At 70.0% G+C, this 17,531-nt stretch carries 12 protein-coding genes and 4 pseudogenes; 9 read left to right on the forward strand and 7 right to left on the reverse strand.

Going from position 1 to position 17,531, the window contains the following annotated elements; translation table 11 throughout:
- Positions 1-46 precede the first annotated feature (46 nt).
- Together ADK52_RS09580 and ADK52_RS09585 are read right to left on the reverse strand one after the other, a co-directional pair.
- On the reverse strand, positions 47-361 hold the full coding sequence (locus ADK52_RS09580; protein WP_053689341.1) for a hypothetical protein: 315 nt from the start codon (positions 359-361) through the stop codon (positions 47-49).
- Between the two features lie 492 nt (positions 362-853).
- Positions 854-2,323: a phosphatidylinositol-specific phospholipase C domain-containing protein gene (locus ADK52_RS09585; RefSeq protein ID WP_053689342.1), complete on the reverse strand. Its 1,470-nt coding sequence runs from the start codon at positions 2,321-2,323 to the stop codon at positions 854-856.
- A gap of 300 nt (positions 2,324-2,623) precedes the next feature.
- On the opposite strand from ADK52_RS09585, the gene ADK52_RS09590 reads away from it, so the two are divergent.
- A complete protein-coding gene (locus ADK52_RS09590; RefSeq protein WP_063783802.1) occupies positions 2,624-5,050 on the forward strand; it encodes a helix-turn-helix domain-containing protein in 2,427 nt (808 codons plus the stop codon).
- 50 nt (positions 5,051-5,100) lie between these two features.
- On the opposite strand, the pseudogene ADK52_RS39765 reads toward ADK52_RS09590, so the two are convergent.
- Positions 5,101-5,268: pseudogene (locus tag ADK52_RS39765) on the reverse strand (IS5/IS1182 family transposase); the annotation flags it as partial.
- 249 nt (positions 5,269-5,517) lie between these two features.
- Entirely contained in the window at positions 5,518-6,078 is a 561-nt protein-coding gene (locus ADK52_RS09595) for a TetR family transcriptional regulator (RefSeq protein WP_053689343.1), read from the reverse strand.
- A gap of 123 nt (positions 6,079-6,201) precedes the next feature.
- Here ADK52_RS09595 and ADK52_RS09600 point away from each other — a divergent pair, with 123 nt between their 5' ends.
- The 5 genes and pseudogenes from ADK52_RS09600 (at position 6,202) to ADK52_RS09615 (ending at position 10,002) form a co-directional block, all read left to right on the forward strand.
- On the forward strand, positions 6,202-6,888 hold the full coding sequence (locus tag ADK52_RS09600; protein ID WP_053689344.1) for an SDR family oxidoreductase: 687 nt from the start codon (positions 6,202-6,204) through the stop codon (positions 6,886-6,888).
- A gap of 59 nt (positions 6,889-6,947) precedes the next feature.
- Complete coding sequence (locus ADK52_RS09605) at positions 6,948-7,985, forward strand: hypothetical protein (RefSeq protein ID WP_159045893.1); 1,038 nt, start codon at positions 6,948-6,950, stop codon at positions 7,983-7,985.
- A 557-nt stretch (positions 7,986-8,542) separates the two neighbouring features.
- Positions 8,543-8,611 (forward strand): annotated as a pseudogene (locus tag ADK52_RS43505) (hypothetical protein); the annotation flags it as partial.
- Between the two features lie 313 nt (positions 8,612-8,924).
- Positions 8,925-9,344 (forward strand): transposase family protein, encoded by a 420-nt coding sequence (locus ADK52_RS42915; RefSeq protein ID WP_199828477.1) that lies wholly within the window; start codon positions 8,925-8,927, stop codon positions 9,342-9,344.
- Between the two features lie 214 nt (positions 9,345-9,558).
- A complete protein-coding gene (locus tag ADK52_RS09615) occupies positions 9,559-10,002 on the forward strand; it encodes a DUF4279 domain-containing protein (RefSeq protein WP_053689346.1) in 444 nt (147 codons plus the stop codon).
- A 24-nt stretch (positions 10,003-10,026) separates the two neighbouring features.
- Here ADK52_RS09615 and ADK52_RS44975 read toward each other — a convergent pair.
- Positions 10,027-10,366: pseudogene (locus ADK52_RS44975) on the reverse strand (transposase); the annotation flags it as partial.
- 717 nt (positions 10,367-11,083) lie between these two features.
- Between ADK52_RS44975 and ADK52_RS42920 the strand changes: the two are divergent.
- Positions 11,084-13,237, forward strand: coding sequence for an NACHT domain-containing protein (locus tag ADK52_RS42920; protein ID WP_199828476.1), 2,154 nt, complete (start codon positions 11,084-11,086; stop codon positions 13,235-13,237).
- A 327-nt stretch (positions 13,238-13,564) separates the two neighbouring features.
- Here the strand turns inward: ADK52_RS42920 and ADK52_RS09635 are convergent, their stop codons facing one another.
- Positions 13,565-14,512: a helix-turn-helix domain-containing protein gene (locus ADK52_RS09635; protein ID WP_053689349.1), complete on the reverse strand. Its 948-nt coding sequence runs from the start codon at positions 14,510-14,512 to the stop codon at positions 13,565-13,567.
- A 71-nt stretch (positions 14,513-14,583) separates the two neighbouring features.
- On the opposite strand from ADK52_RS09635, the gene ADK52_RS09640 reads away from it, so the two are divergent.
- Together ADK52_RS09640 and ADK52_RS09645 are read left to right on the forward strand one after the other, a co-directional pair.
- Positions 14,584-14,916, forward strand: coding sequence for a cupin domain-containing protein (locus ADK52_RS09640; protein ID WP_053689350.1), 333 nt, complete (start codon positions 14,584-14,586; stop codon positions 14,914-14,916).
- A 731-nt stretch (positions 14,917-15,647) separates the two neighbouring features.
- Positions 15,648-16,592 carry a pentapeptide repeat-containing protein gene (locus ADK52_RS09645; RefSeq protein ID WP_053689351.1) on the forward strand — a complete coding sequence of 315 codons (945 nt, stop codon included), beginning with the start codon at positions 15,648-15,650 and terminating at the stop codon, positions 16,590-16,592.
- Between the two features lie 409 nt (positions 16,593-17,001).
- On the opposite strand, the pseudogene ADK52_RS09650 reads toward ADK52_RS09645, so the two are convergent.
- A pseudogene (locus ADK52_RS09650) lies at positions 17,002-17,328 on the reverse strand (helix-turn-helix domain-containing protein); the annotation flags it as partial.
- Positions 17,329-17,531: the final 203 nt, after the last annotated feature.

Consider the following 17,531-nt stretch of genomic DNA (forward strand, 5'->3'; position numbering starts at 1 on the left):
CTGAGGAACGTCAGCCCTGCCATCACGGCGAGCCAGGTACCCCGGCTCACCGGTCGCCACGGAAGTGCTTGCGGAGTTCGGCGCGGCAGTCGTCGTCGGTGCCGGCCTTGACTCGCGAGAAGGCCAGCACTCCGTCTCCCGTGCCTTCCTGCTTGGTCTTGGCCAGCTGCATCTCGATGTCCGCGACGTATTGGGCGCACTCGGCGCTGACGGGCTTGTCGGGCTGCGGGTCCGGTGCCGAGGAAGCGTTCAGTTTGGCGGTGGCGGTGGCGGTGGCGGTGGTGGTGGCGGCGAGGCCGGCCGCGCACTGCACCGCCCACGCGGCAACCCGCGGGCGGCTCATCCGTATCGGCTCGGGCATTCAGGCATCCTACGAGCGCCGCGGCGGGCTGTCGCGGAATCACAGGTTCCTCATCGAGGAGACCGACGACGGAGCCTGCTGGCATCGCCGACAGGGGCGATGGCGCCCGACCGATCACGCGTCAGCTTTGGCCGGCTGCCGTTCACCCCGACTGCTCGCCGCTCGCTGCTCGCCGAAGTCGGCGCGGGCAGCCTCGTCTGGGGTTCACTACACCGCATCGGCTCCACCGGTGGCCTCCCCGCGGTAGCCGGGGGAGCGCGGTCCGAAAAGGACGGCCCGGGTCCGACGCGGCTTTGCGCCGCCCGGCCGCCGGGCTTCCTTGCGCCGCTCGTGCCGGGATGTCCCAGAGCGCGACTGCGCATCTCTTCCCCGCCACCGCGCCCCGGCCCGCGCTGACGGTCGAGTACCGCCGGCGGACACGGGAACGACCCGGTCCGGCACCGCCCCCGTGCGGTGCCGGACCGGGCCGTCCGGTCGTACGTCGGTCCGTCGTCAGCGCTTGGGGCAGGCGGCCTGGGTGACCTTGCCGGCCTTGCCCGTCGACGTGCCGGGGTCCAGGGTCAGGCACTTGCCGGTCCACTGGTTGATGAAGTAGTAGCCGTGCGACTGTCCGTTGCTGTCGGTGTTGGTCGGCATGACGTTCCACAGCTGGCTGCCGGAGAACCACTTGGTCTCGCAGGGCCACCAGAAGAGCTGCGTGCCGTCGCCGGGCGGGGTCCCGTTGTTGTACGGAACGGTCAGGCAGGAGCCGTTGCCCGCCTTGATCCAGTAGTAGCCCTTGCCGTCGTAGTTCGGCTTGGTGGCCGTCCACTGGTGGCTGCTGGGTGCCGGGTTCGCGCAGGCCCGCTGCATGACCAGGCCGCCGGAGCCGTCGGGGAACTCGTCGCCGCGCACCATGCAGCGGTTGGTTCCGTAAGTGCTGACGTACTGCTTGGCGTCGTTGACGGTCCACACCGCCGGGTCGGGCTCGAAGACGTAGTTGTCGCGGTTGAGCTCATCGACCACCGACACGGGTGTGAGGCCCGAGTTGTCGGAGAGCTGGTAGTGGTCCACCGCGACGAAGTTCGGGTTGCGGCCGCCCGCGGCAGGCCGGCACGACTTCTCGATCCGGTTCTTGAGCTGGGTGCCGTTGTCGATCCTGGCGTAGGCCTTCGGGTCGAGGTTGTCCGAGCTGAACTGGTTCATGGTGAACAGCGGGGTGAGGCCGGTCGTCCCCGGCATCGGGTTCGTGTTCAGCGGATTGTCGTTCCGCGACTCGCAGCCGAACGGCTGCCCCTTGCCGTAGCTGTACCGGTTCTCCACGGTGTGCGACCAGGTGTTCATCAGGGTGCCGGAGCCGGCGGCCACGTCGCCCCAGCTGTCCTGGAAGATCACCAGGCGCTGGTTGGCGGAGACCATGTCCTTCAGCCGCGGCCAGTTGCTGCTGAAGATGCCCCAGTCGTTCTGGTCGAAGAGCATCTTGCCGGCGCCCTTGGCGTCCAGCAGGTCGGTGACGGTCTTGCTGAGCGTCTCGCGGCTCGCGTAGTTCTCCAGGAAGATCGTCACCACTTCCTGCGGGTTCTTCTGCAGGAAGTTCACGACGGTCAGCAGCGCGGAGTTGAACTGCTCGTAGCACAGGGACGTGCCGCCGTGGCACAGCTCGACGGGACCGGTGCCCTTGGGGTCGTACGTGTCGAGCATCAGCCCGCGCACCCCGCCGTCGAGCTGGTCCTTGATGCTCTGCGACTGGTTCGGCGGGACCGGCCAGTGCATGTCGGTGTTGGCGAAGGCGTTGTGCGAGGTCACGAACGACCACTGGTGGTAGCGCGCGTTCCCGTACTTGCTGCTCGCCGCCACCGCCCCCGTGGGAGCCGTCAGCACCGAGGCCAGGACGAGGAGCGCGAGCACCGGCAGGGCGAGCAGGCGCGGCAGGCGAGCACGGCGGTCGGCGCCCGGACGGGGCGCGGTACCACTGGTTCTCATTGTGAAATTCCCCTGGTGGAAGCGGCCGCCGGCGACCGCGGGCACGGTACGGCGGCGACCGGGTGTACGGAGGTCCCCCGCGCCCGGCGCGCAGCCGCACGCGGGAGCGAGGGCGGAGCGGCGACGGACCGGCGCCCGGATGGGGGCTGGTCGGGCTCCCTCCCGGGTCGCCCCAGCCAACCGCGGCCGGCCGATCCGGACCAGGCAGTTCCACCGGCAGAAGTACGGTCCGGCATACTTTTGCCGGACGAAAGGACCGGCGGACCGGCCGGTCCGCGCAGCACCGGGGGACAAGCGGGCATGGGGACGGACACACCGGCCACCGGCGGGTTCGGCGAGCACCTGCTCCGCCTGCGCACGGACGCCGGGCAGAGCCAGGAGGAGCTGGCGCACGCCGCGGGGGTGAGCGTGCGGGCCCTGTCGGACATGGAGCGCGGCCGGTCCCGGGGGCCGCAGCGGCGCACCGTGGCGGCCCTGGCCGCGGCGCTGGGGCTGGACGTGACCGGCACCGGGGAACTGGAACGGGCCGCCAGCCGGGGACGGCCCCGCGCGCGCCGGGCCGGGGGTGAGCCGGCGGCCGGCTCGTACGCGGGCGCCGGCCCGGCGGGGGCGGCCGGTGGGAAGCCGGCGGCCGGGCCGTCTGAAGGCGCCGGCCCGGCGGGCGCCACCGCCCCGGACCCCGCCTTCCGCCACACCCTCGCGCTCCCGCGCGACCTGCGCGACTTCACTGCCCGCGGGCCCGCCCTGGCGCGGCTGGCGGCCCTGGCCGAGCAGTCCGACCCCGACCGTCCGCCGGTGGCGGTGGTCTGCGGGCAGCCCGGCCTGGGCAAGACCGCCTTCGCCGTGCACGCCGCCCACACCCTGGCACCCCACTTCCCCGACGGGCAGTTCCACCTCGACCTGCGCGGCATGGACCTGCGACCCACCCCACCCCGCGACGCCCTCGCCCGCCTGCTACGCGCCCTCGGCGCCACCGACGTACCCGCCGACACCGAAGACCGCAGCGGCCTCCTGCGCTCCCTCCTGCGCGACCGACGCGTCCTGCTCCTGTTGGACAACGCGGCGGACGAGGACCAGGTACGGCCCCTACTGCCCGGGGAGGGTGCCTCCCTCACCCTCGTCACCAGCCGCCACGCCCTCGCCGGCCTCGAAGCCGTCCACCGCACCGAACTCGCCCTGCTCCGCCGCGAAGAAGCCGTCGAACTCCTCACCCGCATCATCGGCCCCCACCGCATCACACAAGAAGCCCAAGCCGCCCGCGACCTCGCCGAACTCTGCGGCCACCTCCCCCTCGCCGTCCGCATCGCCGGACAACGCCTCGCCGCCCGCCCCACCGAACACATCACCAAACTCGCCACCCAACTCGCCGAACAAGGCGGTCGCCTCGACACCCTGAAGGCCGGTTCACTCGAGGTCCGGGCCGCCTTCGCCCTCTCCTACCGGCAACTGAGCCCGCAGGCACAGACCGTCTTCCGACGCTCCTGCCTGGCCGACGGCCCCGACTTCAGCCCCCAGACCGCCGCCCTACTGGCCGACCTGCCCACCCGTACGGCCGCCCGGTATGCCGAGGACCTGGTCGACGCCGGCCTCCTCCAGCCTCACCCCACCGCTGACCGCTACCGCTACCACGACCTCCTGCGCCTGTTCGCCGCCGAGCAGTTGGCCGAGGAGGACGGGCCCGAGGAGATCGCCGCCGCCGAGGACCGGGCCGCCCGCTGGACGCTGCGCCGGGCCACCGCCGCCGGCTTGCACTTCGAGGCCGAGTACGGGTCGGCCGCCGACCAGGGTGACGCGGAAGACGACCCCGACCCGGCCACCGCGTCGGTCGGCCGCGACCAGGCCCGGGCCTGGCTGGAGGAGGAACGGGCCCAGTGGCTCGGGGCCCTGCGTCACGCCCAGTCGACCGGCCGTCACCGGCAGGTCGTCGACGCGGCGGAGGCGATGCACTGGTTCTCTGACGCCACGATGGACTGGGAGCTGTGGGCCGAGGTGTTCCGGCGGGCCGCCGACTCCGCCCGGGCGCTGGGCAGCACCCGTGAGGTGGCCGTGCAGCTGAACTACCTCGCCTGGGCCCGCAACATGTGCGTCTTCGACTACGTCGGAGCGCTGGCCGCCGCGGACACCGCTCTGGAGGCGGCCCGGGAGGCGGGCGACGAGCTCCAGGTGGGCTGGGCGCTGGGGTACGGCGCGGGGGCGCTCCAACGGATCGGTCGGACCGGGGAGGCCGTCGCCCGGCTGAGGTCGTCGGTCGCCCAGTTCGCCGGGCTGTCCTGCGGCGAGAGCAGGCTGGCCGAACTCACCGCCCTCAACGCGCTGGGCCAGGTCCTGCGCATGGACGGCTGGCCCGAGGAGGCGCTGGCCATCCACCGCCGCAGCGAGGCGCTCTGCCGGGCGGGCATCCCGGGGCGGACGACCGGAGTGAGCAATTCCTACCTGGCCCTGGTCAGCCAGTACGTCGGCAACGACCTGGCCGCGCTCGGCCGGTGGGGCGAGGCGGAAGCCCCGCTGCGTGAGGTGCTGACCCTGCGTGCGGCGAACCCGATGTCCGTCTGGAGCGAGACCGCCCGGCTTGAGCTGGGCGTCGTCCTGCGTCACCTCGGCCGTCACGAGGAGGCCAGGGAAACCCTGACGGCCGCCCACGAAGCCCTGGTCCGGCTGAACCACCCCCGGCAGCTCGAAGCCGCCGCCGAGCTCAGCACCCTGGAAGCCGCCGCCAGCACCGCTTAGAGGGCGTTCCATCCCGCTGTTTCGTCCTGGATTGTCGGGTTGAGTGGGATTCATGGACCACGCCATGTGGGTGTGGATTCGGTGGTGAGCCTGCGGGTCATGAGGTTGATCATCGCGAGGTGGATCATGGCTTCGGAGCGGTGTGGGTGGGCTTCGTAGTCGCGGGTGAGTCGGTGGTGGCTCATGAGCCGGGCCAAGGTTCGTTCGACGGTCCACCGCGGTCGGCGGTCCCCGGCCGCCGGCTTCGGGGCGGATGCAGGCGCGCCGGGGCCGGCATCGGCCGGTGTGGGTGGCGACCTCTTCGCGGACGACGGCCATCAGCTCGCCCTCCGTACCGGAGGCGAGGTCGCGGACGCGGCGGCCCGGCGGCAGGTGCTTCTCGTGTCCGAAGCCGAGGCCGGCGGCTTCTTTCATGCCTTGCCCCCCGGCCGCGGTGCTCTGTTGGTCCCCCGGTTTTGTGCCGTCCGTCAGGGCGCGGGGGTCAGTGCGGCCCGGGCGGCGTCCAGGATCTCGTCGGAGAGCGGGGTGCCCTTGGTGGCGCGGGCCAGTACGACCGCGCCGAGCATCGTGCACAGCCGGACGATGCCGTCCTGGTCGTCGGAGGCGAGCCAGTCGGCGAAATCGGACGCGCCGTCGGCGTACGTGCGGTGCGCCCCGAGGTCCCCGGGGTCGCGGGCCATGTCGGTGGCCAGCGCGGCGACGGGGCAGCCGGCGGCAGGGGAATCCCGGTGCCGGGCGGACAGGTAGCTCTCGATCACCACCTGCTGGGCCGCGGGGCGCTCGCCGCCGTTGTCCTCCAGTGCGGTGGCGCGCCGCTCGGCCAGTTCCTCGAAGGCGTGCGTGACGGCCTCGTCGATGAGCGCTTCCTTGGAGGCGAACTGCTTGTAGAAGCCACCGTGGGTCAGGCCGGCCGCCTTCATCAGGTCGGCGACGCTCACGCTCGTGCCTTGTTCGCGGAAGAGCCGCGATGCCATCTCCACGACCCGCCTGCGGTTCTCCTGCGCCTGCGCCTGCGATACGCGGCCCATGGGCACCTCCTCATTTGGATGACGGCTGGCATCTATCCTACTCCGGGTATAGATTATGGACGTAATCTAAATGGGCCGGTAGCTGTGTATGCCCGGCCGGCCGTCCACCCCTTGGGAGATGTCATGGAACTGAAGGACGCCGTCGCCGTGGTCACCGGAGCCAACCGGGGCCTGGGCCGCCATCTCGCTGCCCAGCTCGTCGAGCGCGGGGCCAAGGTCCATGCCGCCGCCCGCCGCCCCGAGTCGGTGGACCTGCCCGGCGTCGTACCCCTGCACCTGGACCTGGCTGACCCACGGTCGGTGCGGGAGGCTGCCCGCATCGCCTCGGACGCCACCTTGCTCGTCAACAACGCTGGGATCATGACGGGCACCCCGTTGGTTGCGGGTGACTGGGACGCGGTGCGGCTGGAGATGGAGACGAATTTCTTCGGCCCCCTGGCCGCCACCCGAGCGTTCGCCCCGGTCATCGAGGGCAACCGGGGCGGGGCCGTCCTCAACGTGCTCTCCGTCCTGTCCTGGGTCCACCCGGCCGGAGTCGGTGCCTATGCCGCCGCCAAGGCCGCCGGCTGGGCGATGACCGACGCGATCCGGGAGGAACTGGCCCCGCGGGGCATCGCGGTCACCGCGCTCCACGTCGCCTACATGGACACCGACATGGCCGCCCGGATTCCGGCCGGCCAGAAGACCGACCCCGCCCTCGTCGCGGCCCTGGCCCTCGACGGCCTGGCCGCCGGAGCACGGGAAGTCCTCGCCGACGACCTCACCCGCAGCGTCAGGCAGGGGCTCGGCGGCGTCCCGTCCGCCGCCTGACTCACTCACCCCGACCGCCCGCAGTCCGCCACCGCCGGACCGGGCCAGGAAGACCCTCCATGAATTCCCCCGTCACATCCCTTCCGGCTGTCCCTGCGGCCGCCGGAGTGGGCGAAGCCCCCACCCAGCCCGTCCCCGGCACCCGCCGTCGCCCGCCCGTACGGGCCTGGCTTCAGCCTGCCGTGATCGCGCTGGTCCTGACCGCCGCGTTCATCGGCTGCTACATCGGCCTGCAGCGTGACCCTCAGCCCCACCACGTCACCATCGCCGTCACCGGACAGGAACTCGCAGACCGGGTGAGCGGCGCACTCGGCGACAGCGTCGACGTGCACCCGGTCACCGACGCCACGGCCGCCCGCGGAGCCCTGGAGCGGCACGAGGTCTCGGCCGCGCTCGGCGAGGGCCCCGGCGGCCGGCTGCACCTGGAGGTCGCCGGGGCCTCCGGCCCGTCCACCACCTCGGCCGTCAAGAGCCTCGTCGGTGCCTACGCCGAGGGCGTGGGCCGGCAGGTCACCACCCAGGACGTCGTGCCCCTGACCCGCTACGACTCGCGCGGCCTGGCCGGCTTCTACCTGGCCTTCGGCGTGACCCTCGCAGGATTCGTCCTCGCCCAGAACGCCCTGGGTCTCGCCGGCCTGCTCCACCTGCGTCACCGGTTCTGGCTGCTCGGCGCCGTCTCCGCCGCAATCGGGACCGTGGCCGCGATCCTTGCCGGGCCCGTCCTGGGTGCCGTACCTGCCCCCATCGTCCCTCTGGCCTTCACCCTCACGCTGCTGGCCGCGGCCGCTGCCTTCGCCACCAAGCTGCTGGGGACGCACCTCGGTCCCGTCGGGGTACCCGCCGCGACCCTGCTGCTGCTCACCGTGGGCAACTCCACCAGTGGCGCCGCCATCAGCGCGGATCTCCTGCCGCCGGCCGCGCGTGCCGTCTCTGCGCTCCTGCCGCCGGGGGCAGCGGTCCGTGCCATCACCGACCTCAGCTACTTCCGAGGCGCCCACGTCACGGGCCCGCTCCTCACCCTGGCCGCCTGGGCCGTGACCGCCGCGCTCCTGCTCGGCCTGCGGTCCCGCCTGCGCCGCACTGCTGAGGCTTCCTGACGCTCCGGCCGTTCTACTCATCCTGCGCGGGCGACGACCCTTGCGGTGCCGCTGCCCGTGACACGTGCTCACCTCGTCGGCGGGCCGGGTGCCGAGGATAGGTTCCGGGATTTGGTGGCACGCGAGGCGGCTGCTGCTCGTTCGTCACCTTCGACGTCACCCCGGCCGAGGGCTGGGTCCGGCTGGAGATCGCCGTGGAGCAGGCGCACGAGACGACGCAGCCGAGGAAGAAGCGGGGAGCGCACGCACGGACCGGCGTTCCGCCGCGGCCGTACCTGCCGCGCCCCAGGCTGGTGGCCCTAACGAGCTCGTGCATGGTTGGCGGTGCGACGCTGGAGCTTGATCCCTGATCGTGTTCGTGCGGTGGGGAATGAGGCTCGTGCAGCGATCGTCAGCGACCGGCGGATCACAGGACTGCGGGCCGAGGTGATCGCGGAAATCGTCTCCGAGGGGGTCCGTTATGGCATGAACGGCAGCAGGCGGGACTGGAGTCCAGGCCGCGGATGCGGGCCATCGGGGCCGGCTGAAAGCACCGGCTGGTCTTCATCGACCGGCTCCTGGCCCCGCTCGTCCATCTCCGCCACGCAACCACTCATGACGTGCTGGCCCGCTGGTTCGGCGTCGACCGTTCCACGGTCACCCGGGTGATCGGCGAGGTGCGGGCGCTGCTCGCCGAGCGGGGCTGCACCGTCGCCACCGGCATCCGGCATCCGGCATCCGGCATCCGGCATCCGGCATCCGGCATCCGGCATCCGGCATCCGGCATCCGGCATCCGGCATCCGGCATCCGGCTCCGCACCCTAGCCCAGCTCATCGACCACCTCGGCGTCAGCGGAGAGACCGGAATCATCGACGGCACCGAGATCCGAGTCCGGCGGCCGGCCGCAGGACCGGGAGAAGGTCATCTCCGGCAAGAACAAGCAGAACGCCGTGAAGGTCATGGTCCTCACCGACTCTGCTGGCAGGTTGTTGTTCTGCAGTCCAGCCCAGCCGGGAAGGTGTGCCGACATCACCCATGCCCGGCAGTTGGGCCTGGTCAAGCACCTGGTCAACGACCCGGCCGTGGAGGTTCTCGCTGACGCCGGCTATCAGGGGCTGGGTGCTCAGACCGGTGGCCGCGTCGTGACGCAACCGCACCGCAAGTTCAAGAAGAACCCGCCGGACTGGTACGAAGAGATCCACGAGCGGCAGCGCAAGGCGCATTCCGCACGCCGTATCCGCGTCGAGCACGGCATCGCACACCTCAAGAACTGGCGAGCCCTCGCCCGGCACCTGGGCCGACGCGACATGAGCGACACGATCCAAGCCATCGCCGGACTGCTGTCACACCTGCAAACCGTCACCCGCAAGGCCGGTTAGCCATAGTGACCACCGGGCCGACCTGCACCTTTTCACGTCTCACCGCCAACCATGCACGAACTCGTTGGTGTGTAGCTGCCGACCGGCGCCGTCACTGAACCTGAACTCGTGATGTCGGTCGCGTTGCCCTCCATCCGTGCCTGAGACCTTCGGAAAACGGTTCGCGCCCGGTCGGCTGCCCTGCGATTGTGAGGACGTGCCAGAGGACCGAAGGATGCAGCCGGCCGCACCGGTCGCGAAGTGGACGGCCGGTTCGATCCGGATCACGAGCCGCACAGTCACCGCTGGCGAGATCTCGGGCTGCCTGGGGATCGCGGCGGACCAGCAGTTCGAGCGGGACAGCCCGATGAGTCCTCGCAATCCGACCAGCGCTCGACGGGAGAGCAGCGTCTGGATCAGGCGAAGCGGACTGTCTGATGACAGCGATCTCACGGACCATGTGCGCGTGCTGGTCGCGCTCGTTGACGGGCATCGCGAGAAGCTGGCGAGCCTGTCCGTCGACTGTGACCTGGAGTTGCGTCTCGGCTTCGGCAGCGAGAATGGTCAGGGAGGCTGTGTCCTGCCCGCACGCCTGCTCGCCGAGGTCGGTGCGCTCGGGCTGGATGTCGTGCTCGACCTCTATCCGCCCGAACCAGAGGCGGCCGACGCTCGCGCTTGAAGACGCGAGGGCCGTCTCGCGCGGTCAGGCGAGTGTGAGCCCGGTTCCGGTGAGGCAGCCGTCAACGAGGCCCGGGCGGTCCTGGATCTTCTTGAGCCGGCGCTTCAGGGGCTCGGGTGAGCTGGGTGAGGTCGGGCGCAGCGAGGTTGCCGATATCGCGCTTGACCAGCGACCAGATGCCCTCCTGCGGGTTGAGTTCCGGGGCATAGGTGGGCAACTGGAACACCGTGAGCCACTCGGCGCTCGCCTCGATGAACTCCCGCATGCCGGACGTCGCATGGAGGCGGACGTTGTCCCATACCAGGAAGATCGGCCCGCCGAGCTGGATGCGGGCGCGGACGACCAGGTCGCGGAAGTCGCGCCACCTTCTCTTGTGCGAGGCCTCGGCAGCCCTGGGAACGGCCCCGTTCGAGGTCGATTGCCTCATCGTCGAACACCCGAAGATCAGGGTGAGTTCGACCCCTGCCGGGGCGCCGGGTCGCCCACCGGGCTGCATGCCCTCCAGCGGGCCGCCGCGGGCGACCGTTCGGCCATTGAGGGGGCCGGGATGTACTCGGTCGCCATCCAAGGCTGCTCTGCCCCGGCATCCGATGCCACCACGCGCCGTGTGCACCCCCTGTGCCAGGCGAGCCAGTTTCACTTCACGGGCGAACCGTCGGCGGTCAGCGGAGGTGACCTCCCCGGAGGAGATCGGGGATTTGGCAGCAGCCAGGCTGCCGTCCGCGAGTGAACGTCGTAGATAGACGTGTCGCATGCCGCCTGCGCCGAGACGGCCGATCACGGGAAAGACGCCGAACCGTACGGGCCGCTCTCATCCAGAGACTGAATGCCCATCTCGTCCCTCGGTATCCGGTCTCGTCTCCATCGCTTCCATCGCTTCACGAATCTCCCGACGCGGACATGGGGATGCCAGCGCTGGCACGCCCGTAAGTCAGCAAAGCCGGGAACCTGACCGCAGCCACCCCGGCGGAGATCACACCTGCACTCCGGAGTGCAGGATGCTGCGTGTCGCGTCCAATGTTTCTGTCACGGTCCGATCCCTTGGGGTGTCCGGTACGGGTGGCCCGAGCACACTTCTGGAATGAGTCGGAAGCATCGGGGAGGCCGGCTGGTGGAGGCTTGTCTCCAACTGGTCGGGGGGCTTGTGCTGGCCGCCGCGGGCGGGTGGGGGATCACACAGCTGGCGAGAGGTGGCCAGAACGCGGGCGACACTTCCTCGATCGTGTCGATGGTGGCCGCGGTGGCCGGCCTCTTGCTCGCACGGGCGGGCCTGAACGCCGCCCGACTCTCGCCCGGCCAGCCGGATGACGCGCGGAGGCTCGCCGAAGGCGCGGTCGACACGCTGGCCGGAACGATCGCGAAGGACGAAGCGGGCGGGCTGGGGGCCATGGTGGGGCAGGACGGGCACCGGCTCAACCTGTCCTACTCGCGCCGCCCCGACGACAGACTCCCGGGCGAGGCCCCACCCCATGGGCAGCTCGAACACGACAGCGCCTCGGGTGTGCCCGACATCGCCACCTACTACGAGAGGACGTCGACGGGACGCCTGGTCATCACTGGACCTCCTGGAGCGGGGAAGACAGTGCTGTCGGTGGAGCTGCTGATGCGACTCATCGGGCGACGTACCGCGGGCGCACCCGTACCCGTGCGGCTGTCGCTGGCGGAATGGAACACCGACACCCCGTTCGAGCACTTCCTGGCCGCCCAAGTAGTTCAGAACCATGGCATTTCACCGCAGCGCGCAGCCTGGATCATCGAGCACCGGCTGTTGATTCCGGTCCTGGACGGACTGGACGAGATGGATCCGGGCCTGACCACGGAGGGCGGCGCCCCCGTGTACGGCCCGGACGGACTGCAACTACCCGACCCCCGGGCGCCACGCGCCTTGAAGGTGCTGAGGGCTCTCAACGCTTACGGGCCCGTCGCGCCCGGACTTCCGCTGATCCTGGTGTGCCGCACCGGCCACTACAACGCCCTGCCCGTCGCCGAGCGCCTGTGGCATGCGGCCGGCATCGACATCGCCCCCCTCGGCCGCGTGGACATCGAAGTCCACCTGACCCACCTCTTCCGGCACGACGAGCGCTGGCGGGCCTTCCTTGCCGCCCTGCCCACGCACTGGTCGGGTGCGCTGCGCGAGACCCTGTCCACGCCCTGGTGGCTCTTCCTCCTCAAGACCGTCTACCAAAGGGGCGGCGATCCCACGGAGCTCTTCGGCTACGCCACGGAGCAGGCGCTGCGCGAACACCTGCTCTCCCTGTTCATCCCGGCCGTCGTCGACCTGCACCCGACGTCGCACGACGCGGAGAGCATCCGGCGCTGGCTGGGCACCATCGCCCGCCACTTGGCACCCGGCCCCGTCGGCGCCGAGCGTACCGATATCCACAGGCAGCGGCTCTGGCCGATCGCCGGCCGGATCCGGGTACGTTGTCTGGACGCGGTGACGGTCGCTCTGGCGTTCCTCCTTCTCCTGCCGATCCCGTTTCTCGGCGGGAGTGCGAACCCATGGGCGATGGCGGCGACCATCTGTCTGGGCGCCGCGCTCACAGCTCACACGGCATTGCAATTCCCGTCCGATCCGGCCTGTGTGCCTTGGGGGAGGGTGTTCTCCCGGGCGACCGCGACCCTGTTGATTGACTCGCTGCCGGCGGTGCTCGTCCTTGCCCCGCTGGGCGGCCTTCTCGCCCTCCCCTTGGCCTGGCTGGCGGCCGAGGCCGGCTTCTCTTCCTTCGTCGCATTCCTTCCTGCCCTCGCCGCCTTCTGGGCGGTCCGGCTGGGAATCGTCAACGTGATCGGCAGCGGCATCACCCAGGCGTACGGCCGGATGTACGCGCCCGACACCAACGCCGCCGTGAAGTGGCGCCACGTCTTCCGAGGCGACCTCCTCATCGGCTGCGTGGCCCTCGTCGCCGCGGGAATGTCCGTCATGGCCGCGTGGTGGGTGATGTCGTTCTCAGACGTACTCGTGCTCGGTTCCACGCCCGGCCCCGACGCGATGATCATGGGCCTGCTCGCCGTGTGCATGAAATGGGCGTCGCTCTTCGGGGGAGGCCGCCGCTACTTGGTGTTCGTGCTGTGTCTGGGTCGTCGGCTGCCGCGGCGGCTCGGGCGGTTTCTGGACTGGGCGTACAAGGGCGGTCTGCTCCGCACAGCCGGCGGCGCCTACCAGTTCCGCCACCGCGAATTCCAGAAGTGGTTGGCCGCCACCTCGACAGCGGAGGTTGGCCGGGTTAGCTGAACGGAACGTAGCTCTGGCCGTTGAGGAACAGGTACCCCTGGGGTCCGATCCCCCACCGGTACGTCTGTGATGATCCCCCCTGGGTGTAGGTCGTGAGCAGGTTCCCGTCGACCGTGAAACGGCCGACGATGCGCCCGTTGCCGATATCCAACCTGTAGGAGCCGTCCGGGTAGAAGCTATACACGGAGGACTTGAAGCCGTCGGAGCTGCCACCGCTCCAACTTCCGATCAGTGCGGCCGGGACGCCGGAGGTTCGGCCCTGGTCGACGGAGACGCCGCCGGCCGAGGCACCGGGCTCGTCGTCGCCACCCGAGGTCAGCTGTTCGTTCAGCGGCCGAAGGCTCTTCGGTAGGCGCCGGGTGTCGTGCCCAGCATGGACCGGAAGCGGCGTCGCAGGTTGACGGCGGAGGACAGGCCGACCCGGTTGGCGATGGCCTCGACCGGCAGGTCCGTCTGCTCGAGCAGGATGCGGGCGGCGGCGAGGCGCTGGGTGAGCAGCCATTTGCCGGGGCTGCGGCCGAGCTGTTCGGTGAAGCGCCGGGCGAGTGTGCGGGCGGACACTCCCGCCTGCTCGGCGAGGCGATCCACGGTCAGTTCGGTGTCGAGCCGGGTCAGGGCCCACTCCAGCAGCGGTGCGAGCGACTGGTCGGTCCTGATGGCCACGGGCTGGGCGGCGTACTGGAGCTGGCCGCCCTCCCGGTGCGGGGGCAGCACCATGCTGCGGGCGATCTGGGCGGCATAGGCGGCGCCGTGGTCGCGGCGTACCAGGTGCAGGGCCAGGTCGATGCCCGCTCCGGACCCGGCGCTGGTGGCCACGTCGCCATGGTCGACGTACAGCACGTCCGCGTCGACCTCCACCCGCGGAAACGCGGCAGCGAACTGTTCCGCACGCCGCCAGTGCGTTGTCGCCCTGCGCCCGTCCAGCAACCCGGCCTGCGCCAGCACGAACGCTCCCGTGCAGATGGACACCACCCGCGCCCCGCGCCGGTGCGCCGCGCGCAGAGTGGTCAGGATGTTCGGTGACACGGTCGCCCCGGTGGGCTGCCAGCCCGGAACGACGATGGTGTTCGCGTCCGTCAGCGCGTCCAACCCGGCCTCGACGTACATCGCGGGCCCGGTCGTCGCCGGGAGCACTCCGGGACGCTCGGCGCAGACCGTGAAGTCGTAGTGCACCGGCAGATCGGGCCGCACGGACCCGAACACCTCGGCGGCACAGGCGAGTTCGAACGGCGACTGCGGCGCGTTCAGCAGCGCGACCACTTGATGGCGGCTCATGGCAGGAATGTACCTGATGATGTCTTTCCAGACTCTCGGCCCGGGTACCCGCTCTGCGTGATCGTGGGCGCATGAGCGAAACAACGCCTACGGGCCCGTTGAAAACCACGGTCCACATCGACGACATCGAGCCAGGAGGCGTCGCTCCCGGCATCGTCCGCCGCAGGCTCCCCGCGACCGAATTCGCCACCGGCTGGCTGATCGACTTCGCCCCGGGCACCCAGTGGCCGGACGTCGACGTCCACGACACCGAAGAGCGGTACTACGTACTGAACGGTGAGGTGATCGAGGGAGAGGAACGCCATGGTCCGGGGACCTACGTGGTGTTCGCCCCGGGGAGCCGCCACCGCCCCCGCACAGAGACAGGCGCACGGATGCTGGGGGTTACGGTGCGGGCACACTGATCACGGCCCATCGTCCTCGGCCACCACGACACCACGGGCCGGTCGGGTGACCGACCGGCCGGTCGGCGCGTGCCCGGGACGGGGCCCGGACCGGGAGCAGGATGTTCGACTGTGCGGGTGGTTGCGGGCGGTGTGGACTGAAAACTCCAGCGGCGAAGAAATGCGGGGAACGAGCCCGTGCATCCTTGCGCGTACGCGAGCCGGGCTGCGCGGTACACGGCCGTAGGCGGGGCGCAGGTCACCCAGCCGGTCGCCGTAGGCGCTGGTTCACGCAACACCGTCGGCACGCCATCGAGCGCGCAGACAGGACGGCCAACCCGACCGGGTACGGGCGGTCAGATTTCCAAGGGTTTCACGCAGGAGACGCATCGGCTGGGTGGCATGTGCCGCGGCGGCTGCGGCAGTAGCACCGGGCCGCCCACCATCCCGCGGACCGAGGTCTGGCGTACGGGCAGGCGTCTCCTCTGGCCAGGAACCGCCACTCGTTCGTTCGAAGGTTTATGTCCGTGGTTTGTGGTGTGGGCCTCACATTGCGGCCTGTGAACGCCCGTTCGTGTGCCTTGGCGGTGTGGCGCCGTAACTGCTTCGGTCCTGTGGCGTGCCATGGGGAAGTGACCAGGAACCTTGGCATCGGATGGCTCAGGCGGATCGCAGATCGGCGTGCTGCCGGGCGACGTAGGCGGCGACGGAACCCGCGTTTCGCGGCGGGTGGTCCCACGGGCAGCAATCGTATGCAGTGGGTCGGCTTGGTGGCGGTGAGCTTGCCGGGGTTCGCTGCGCTGGCCGCGCTGCTGTTCACCTGGAGGCAGGTGGGGCAGGCCAGTATGGAACTACGGATCAGTGAGCAGGGACAGATCACCACCCGGTACAACGCCGCGATCAACAACTTGGGATCGCAGTCGATCGATGTACGCCTCGGGGGAATATACGCCCTGCAGCGCATCATGCAGGATTCCACGCGCGACCATCCCACGGTCGTCTCTGTCCTGTCCGCGTACGTACGTCAGCACGCCCCTCTTCCGGCCGGCGGCACCCAGAAGTCGCAGGCTACGTTGGAAGAGAACTCGCCGGATGCGGATGTTCAGGCAGTCATGAATGTATTGGCTCACCGCCGACCCGCCTTCGACAAGGGGACGAAGGTCGATCTGAGTCGCACTGATTTGAGCGGGCTGAAGTCCATGGGAACCGGCACGATCAACTTCCGCGAAGCGGACCTGACAGGGGCGGACCTCCGTGGCGCGGACCTTTCTGATGCGGACCTGAGCCTAGCGTCGCTGTTCGGCGCGAACCTCACGCAGGCAATCCTGTTGGGTACGAATCTCAGTGGTGCGCACTTGAACAATGCGATCTTGACCAAGACCAGCTTCTGCGGCACCGACACGTTCATCAACCCTGAGACTGGGAAGTCTATGTACTACTGCCCGGATCTGACCGGTGCAGACTTGGGTGGAGCCAAACTGAGTGGCGCGAGCTTGGCCCACACGAAACTGATCGGCGCATACTTGACCGACGCGGATTTGACCGGCGCAAACCTCACTGGCGCGGACCTGACCGACGCGGATTTGACCGACGCAGACCTCACGAACGCGAACTTCACTGGCGCACGTCTCAGAGGAATGACGCTCAACGGAGCGAAGGTGGAAGGTGCCCGAGGGCTGCCGTCGTCGAGCCGCTAGAGATATTCAGAGATCCTATTGGCGCTCCCGGTCACTGGCTCCTGCCTCGATCAGATGGACGGCTGCCAACGGACCAGCTCACGCCGAGCCCGCTCCTCAGCCGTCAGGCCGCTGTCATCGGGATACCTCATTCCTCCGGCATAACGCGGCCCACGACGACCGTCACTGCCCCAGGTAACCCGCACCCTTGACCATCGACGGAGAGAAGGTCGCCACCGCCCCTGACGTTGAGAAGCTGCGAGAAGCCGGGCACACCGAACTGCGTGTCGGGCTGCCCTCGCGGGGCGGCCCGTGCGCGCATGTGCGGTGGAGCCGGCCTTCCCCACCCCCTGGAACACGGTGGTCTTCCCGGACAGCACTGTTCGATGAAGGTTTCGCCAGTGCCGCTGCGAATGCTGCCTGACGGCCGGCCGACGCGGTCGCACTCGGCGAGGGTCCCGTCCAGCAGGACGAAGTCCGGATCATGCTCGCGCAGCGTCTTGAGCAGGCCAGGGGCTCGTTCGGCGAACAGGCCGGCCCCGCTGGTGCCGTACGCGTGGACGGTTCCGACGGATATCCCGAACCCGGCCACGATCCGGGCGAGGGTGTCGTGGCGGCGCAGGTGCACCAGAGCGACAAGCGCACGCCGGTGCGGCGGGAGCTTGCAGCGGCGGTCACCCTCGCGGGTAACGATGAGCACGGTGACCCACTCGACCAGGGCGTGAGGGAGGTCGAGTGCGGCAGGATAGGGAACCAACAGGGCTCCTCTGCCGGTGGGTTGAGACGTCGACACCTCCCTCAATGGCACGGGGCTTTGTGCGTTGCGGCCCTCACCTCGACCTGACCGGCATCACCCGATCAGTGGCCACGCTGAAAACGCTCAGTGGTTCCGTTCGCTCGTCGATCCGGCGCGGTATCCGCGAACAGGGGCCCACCCCAGCGCGGTTCGCATCCTGGCGG

The sequence above is a fragment of the Streptomyces sp. WM6372 genome (assembly GCF_001279655.1).
In the GTDB taxonomy this organism is placed as follows: domain Bacteria; phylum Actinomycetota; class Actinomycetes; order Streptomycetales; family Streptomycetaceae; genus Streptomyces.

Coding starts and splice junctions, on each gene's coding strand:
- ADK52_RS09645 (WP_053689351.1), top strand. CDS start 15,648: ATGCAGTGGGTCGGCTTGGTGGCGGTGAGCTTGCCGGGGTTCGCTGCG.
- ADK52_RS09605 (WP_159045893.1), top strand. CDS start 6,948: ATGAATTCCCCCGTCACATCCCTTCCGGCTGTCCCTGCGGCCGCCGGA.
- ADK52_RS09640 (WP_053689350.1), top strand. CDS start 14,584: ATGAGCGAAACAACGCCTACGGGCCCGTTGAAAACCACGGTCCACATC.
- ADK52_RS09600 (WP_053689344.1), top strand. CDS start 6,202: ATGGAACTGAAGGACGCCGTCGCCGTGGTCACCGGAGCCAACCGGGGC.
- ADK52_RS09635 (WP_053689349.1), bottom strand. CDS start 14,512: ATGAGCCGCCATCAAGTGGTCGCGCTGCTGAACGCGCCGCAGTCGCCG.
- ADK52_RS42920 (WP_199828476.1), top strand. CDS start 11,084: ATGAGTCGGAAGCATCGGGGAGGCCGGCTGGTGGAGGCTTGTCTCCAA.
- ADK52_RS09615 (WP_053689346.1), top strand. CDS start 9,559: ATGCAGCCGGCCGCACCGGTCGCGAAGTGGACGGCCGGTTCGATCCGG.
- ADK52_RS09595 (WP_053689343.1), bottom strand. CDS start 6,078: ATGGGCCGCGTATCGCAGGCGCAGGCGCAGGAGAACCGCAGGCGGGTC.
- ADK52_RS09585 (WP_053689342.1), bottom strand. CDS start 2,323: ATGAGAACCAGTGGTACCGCGCCCCGTCCGGGCGCCGACCGCCGTGCT.
- ADK52_RS09590 (WP_063783802.1), top strand. CDS start 2,624: ATGGGGACGGACACACCGGCCACCGGCGGGTTCGGCGAGCACCTGCTC.
- ADK52_RS09580 (WP_053689341.1), bottom strand. CDS start 361: ATGCCCGAGCCGATACGGATGAGCCGCCCGCGGGTTGCCGCGTGGGCG.
- ADK52_RS42915 (WP_199828477.1), top strand. CDS start 8,925: ATGGTCCTCACCGACTCTGCTGGCAGGTTGTTGTTCTGCAGTCCAGCC.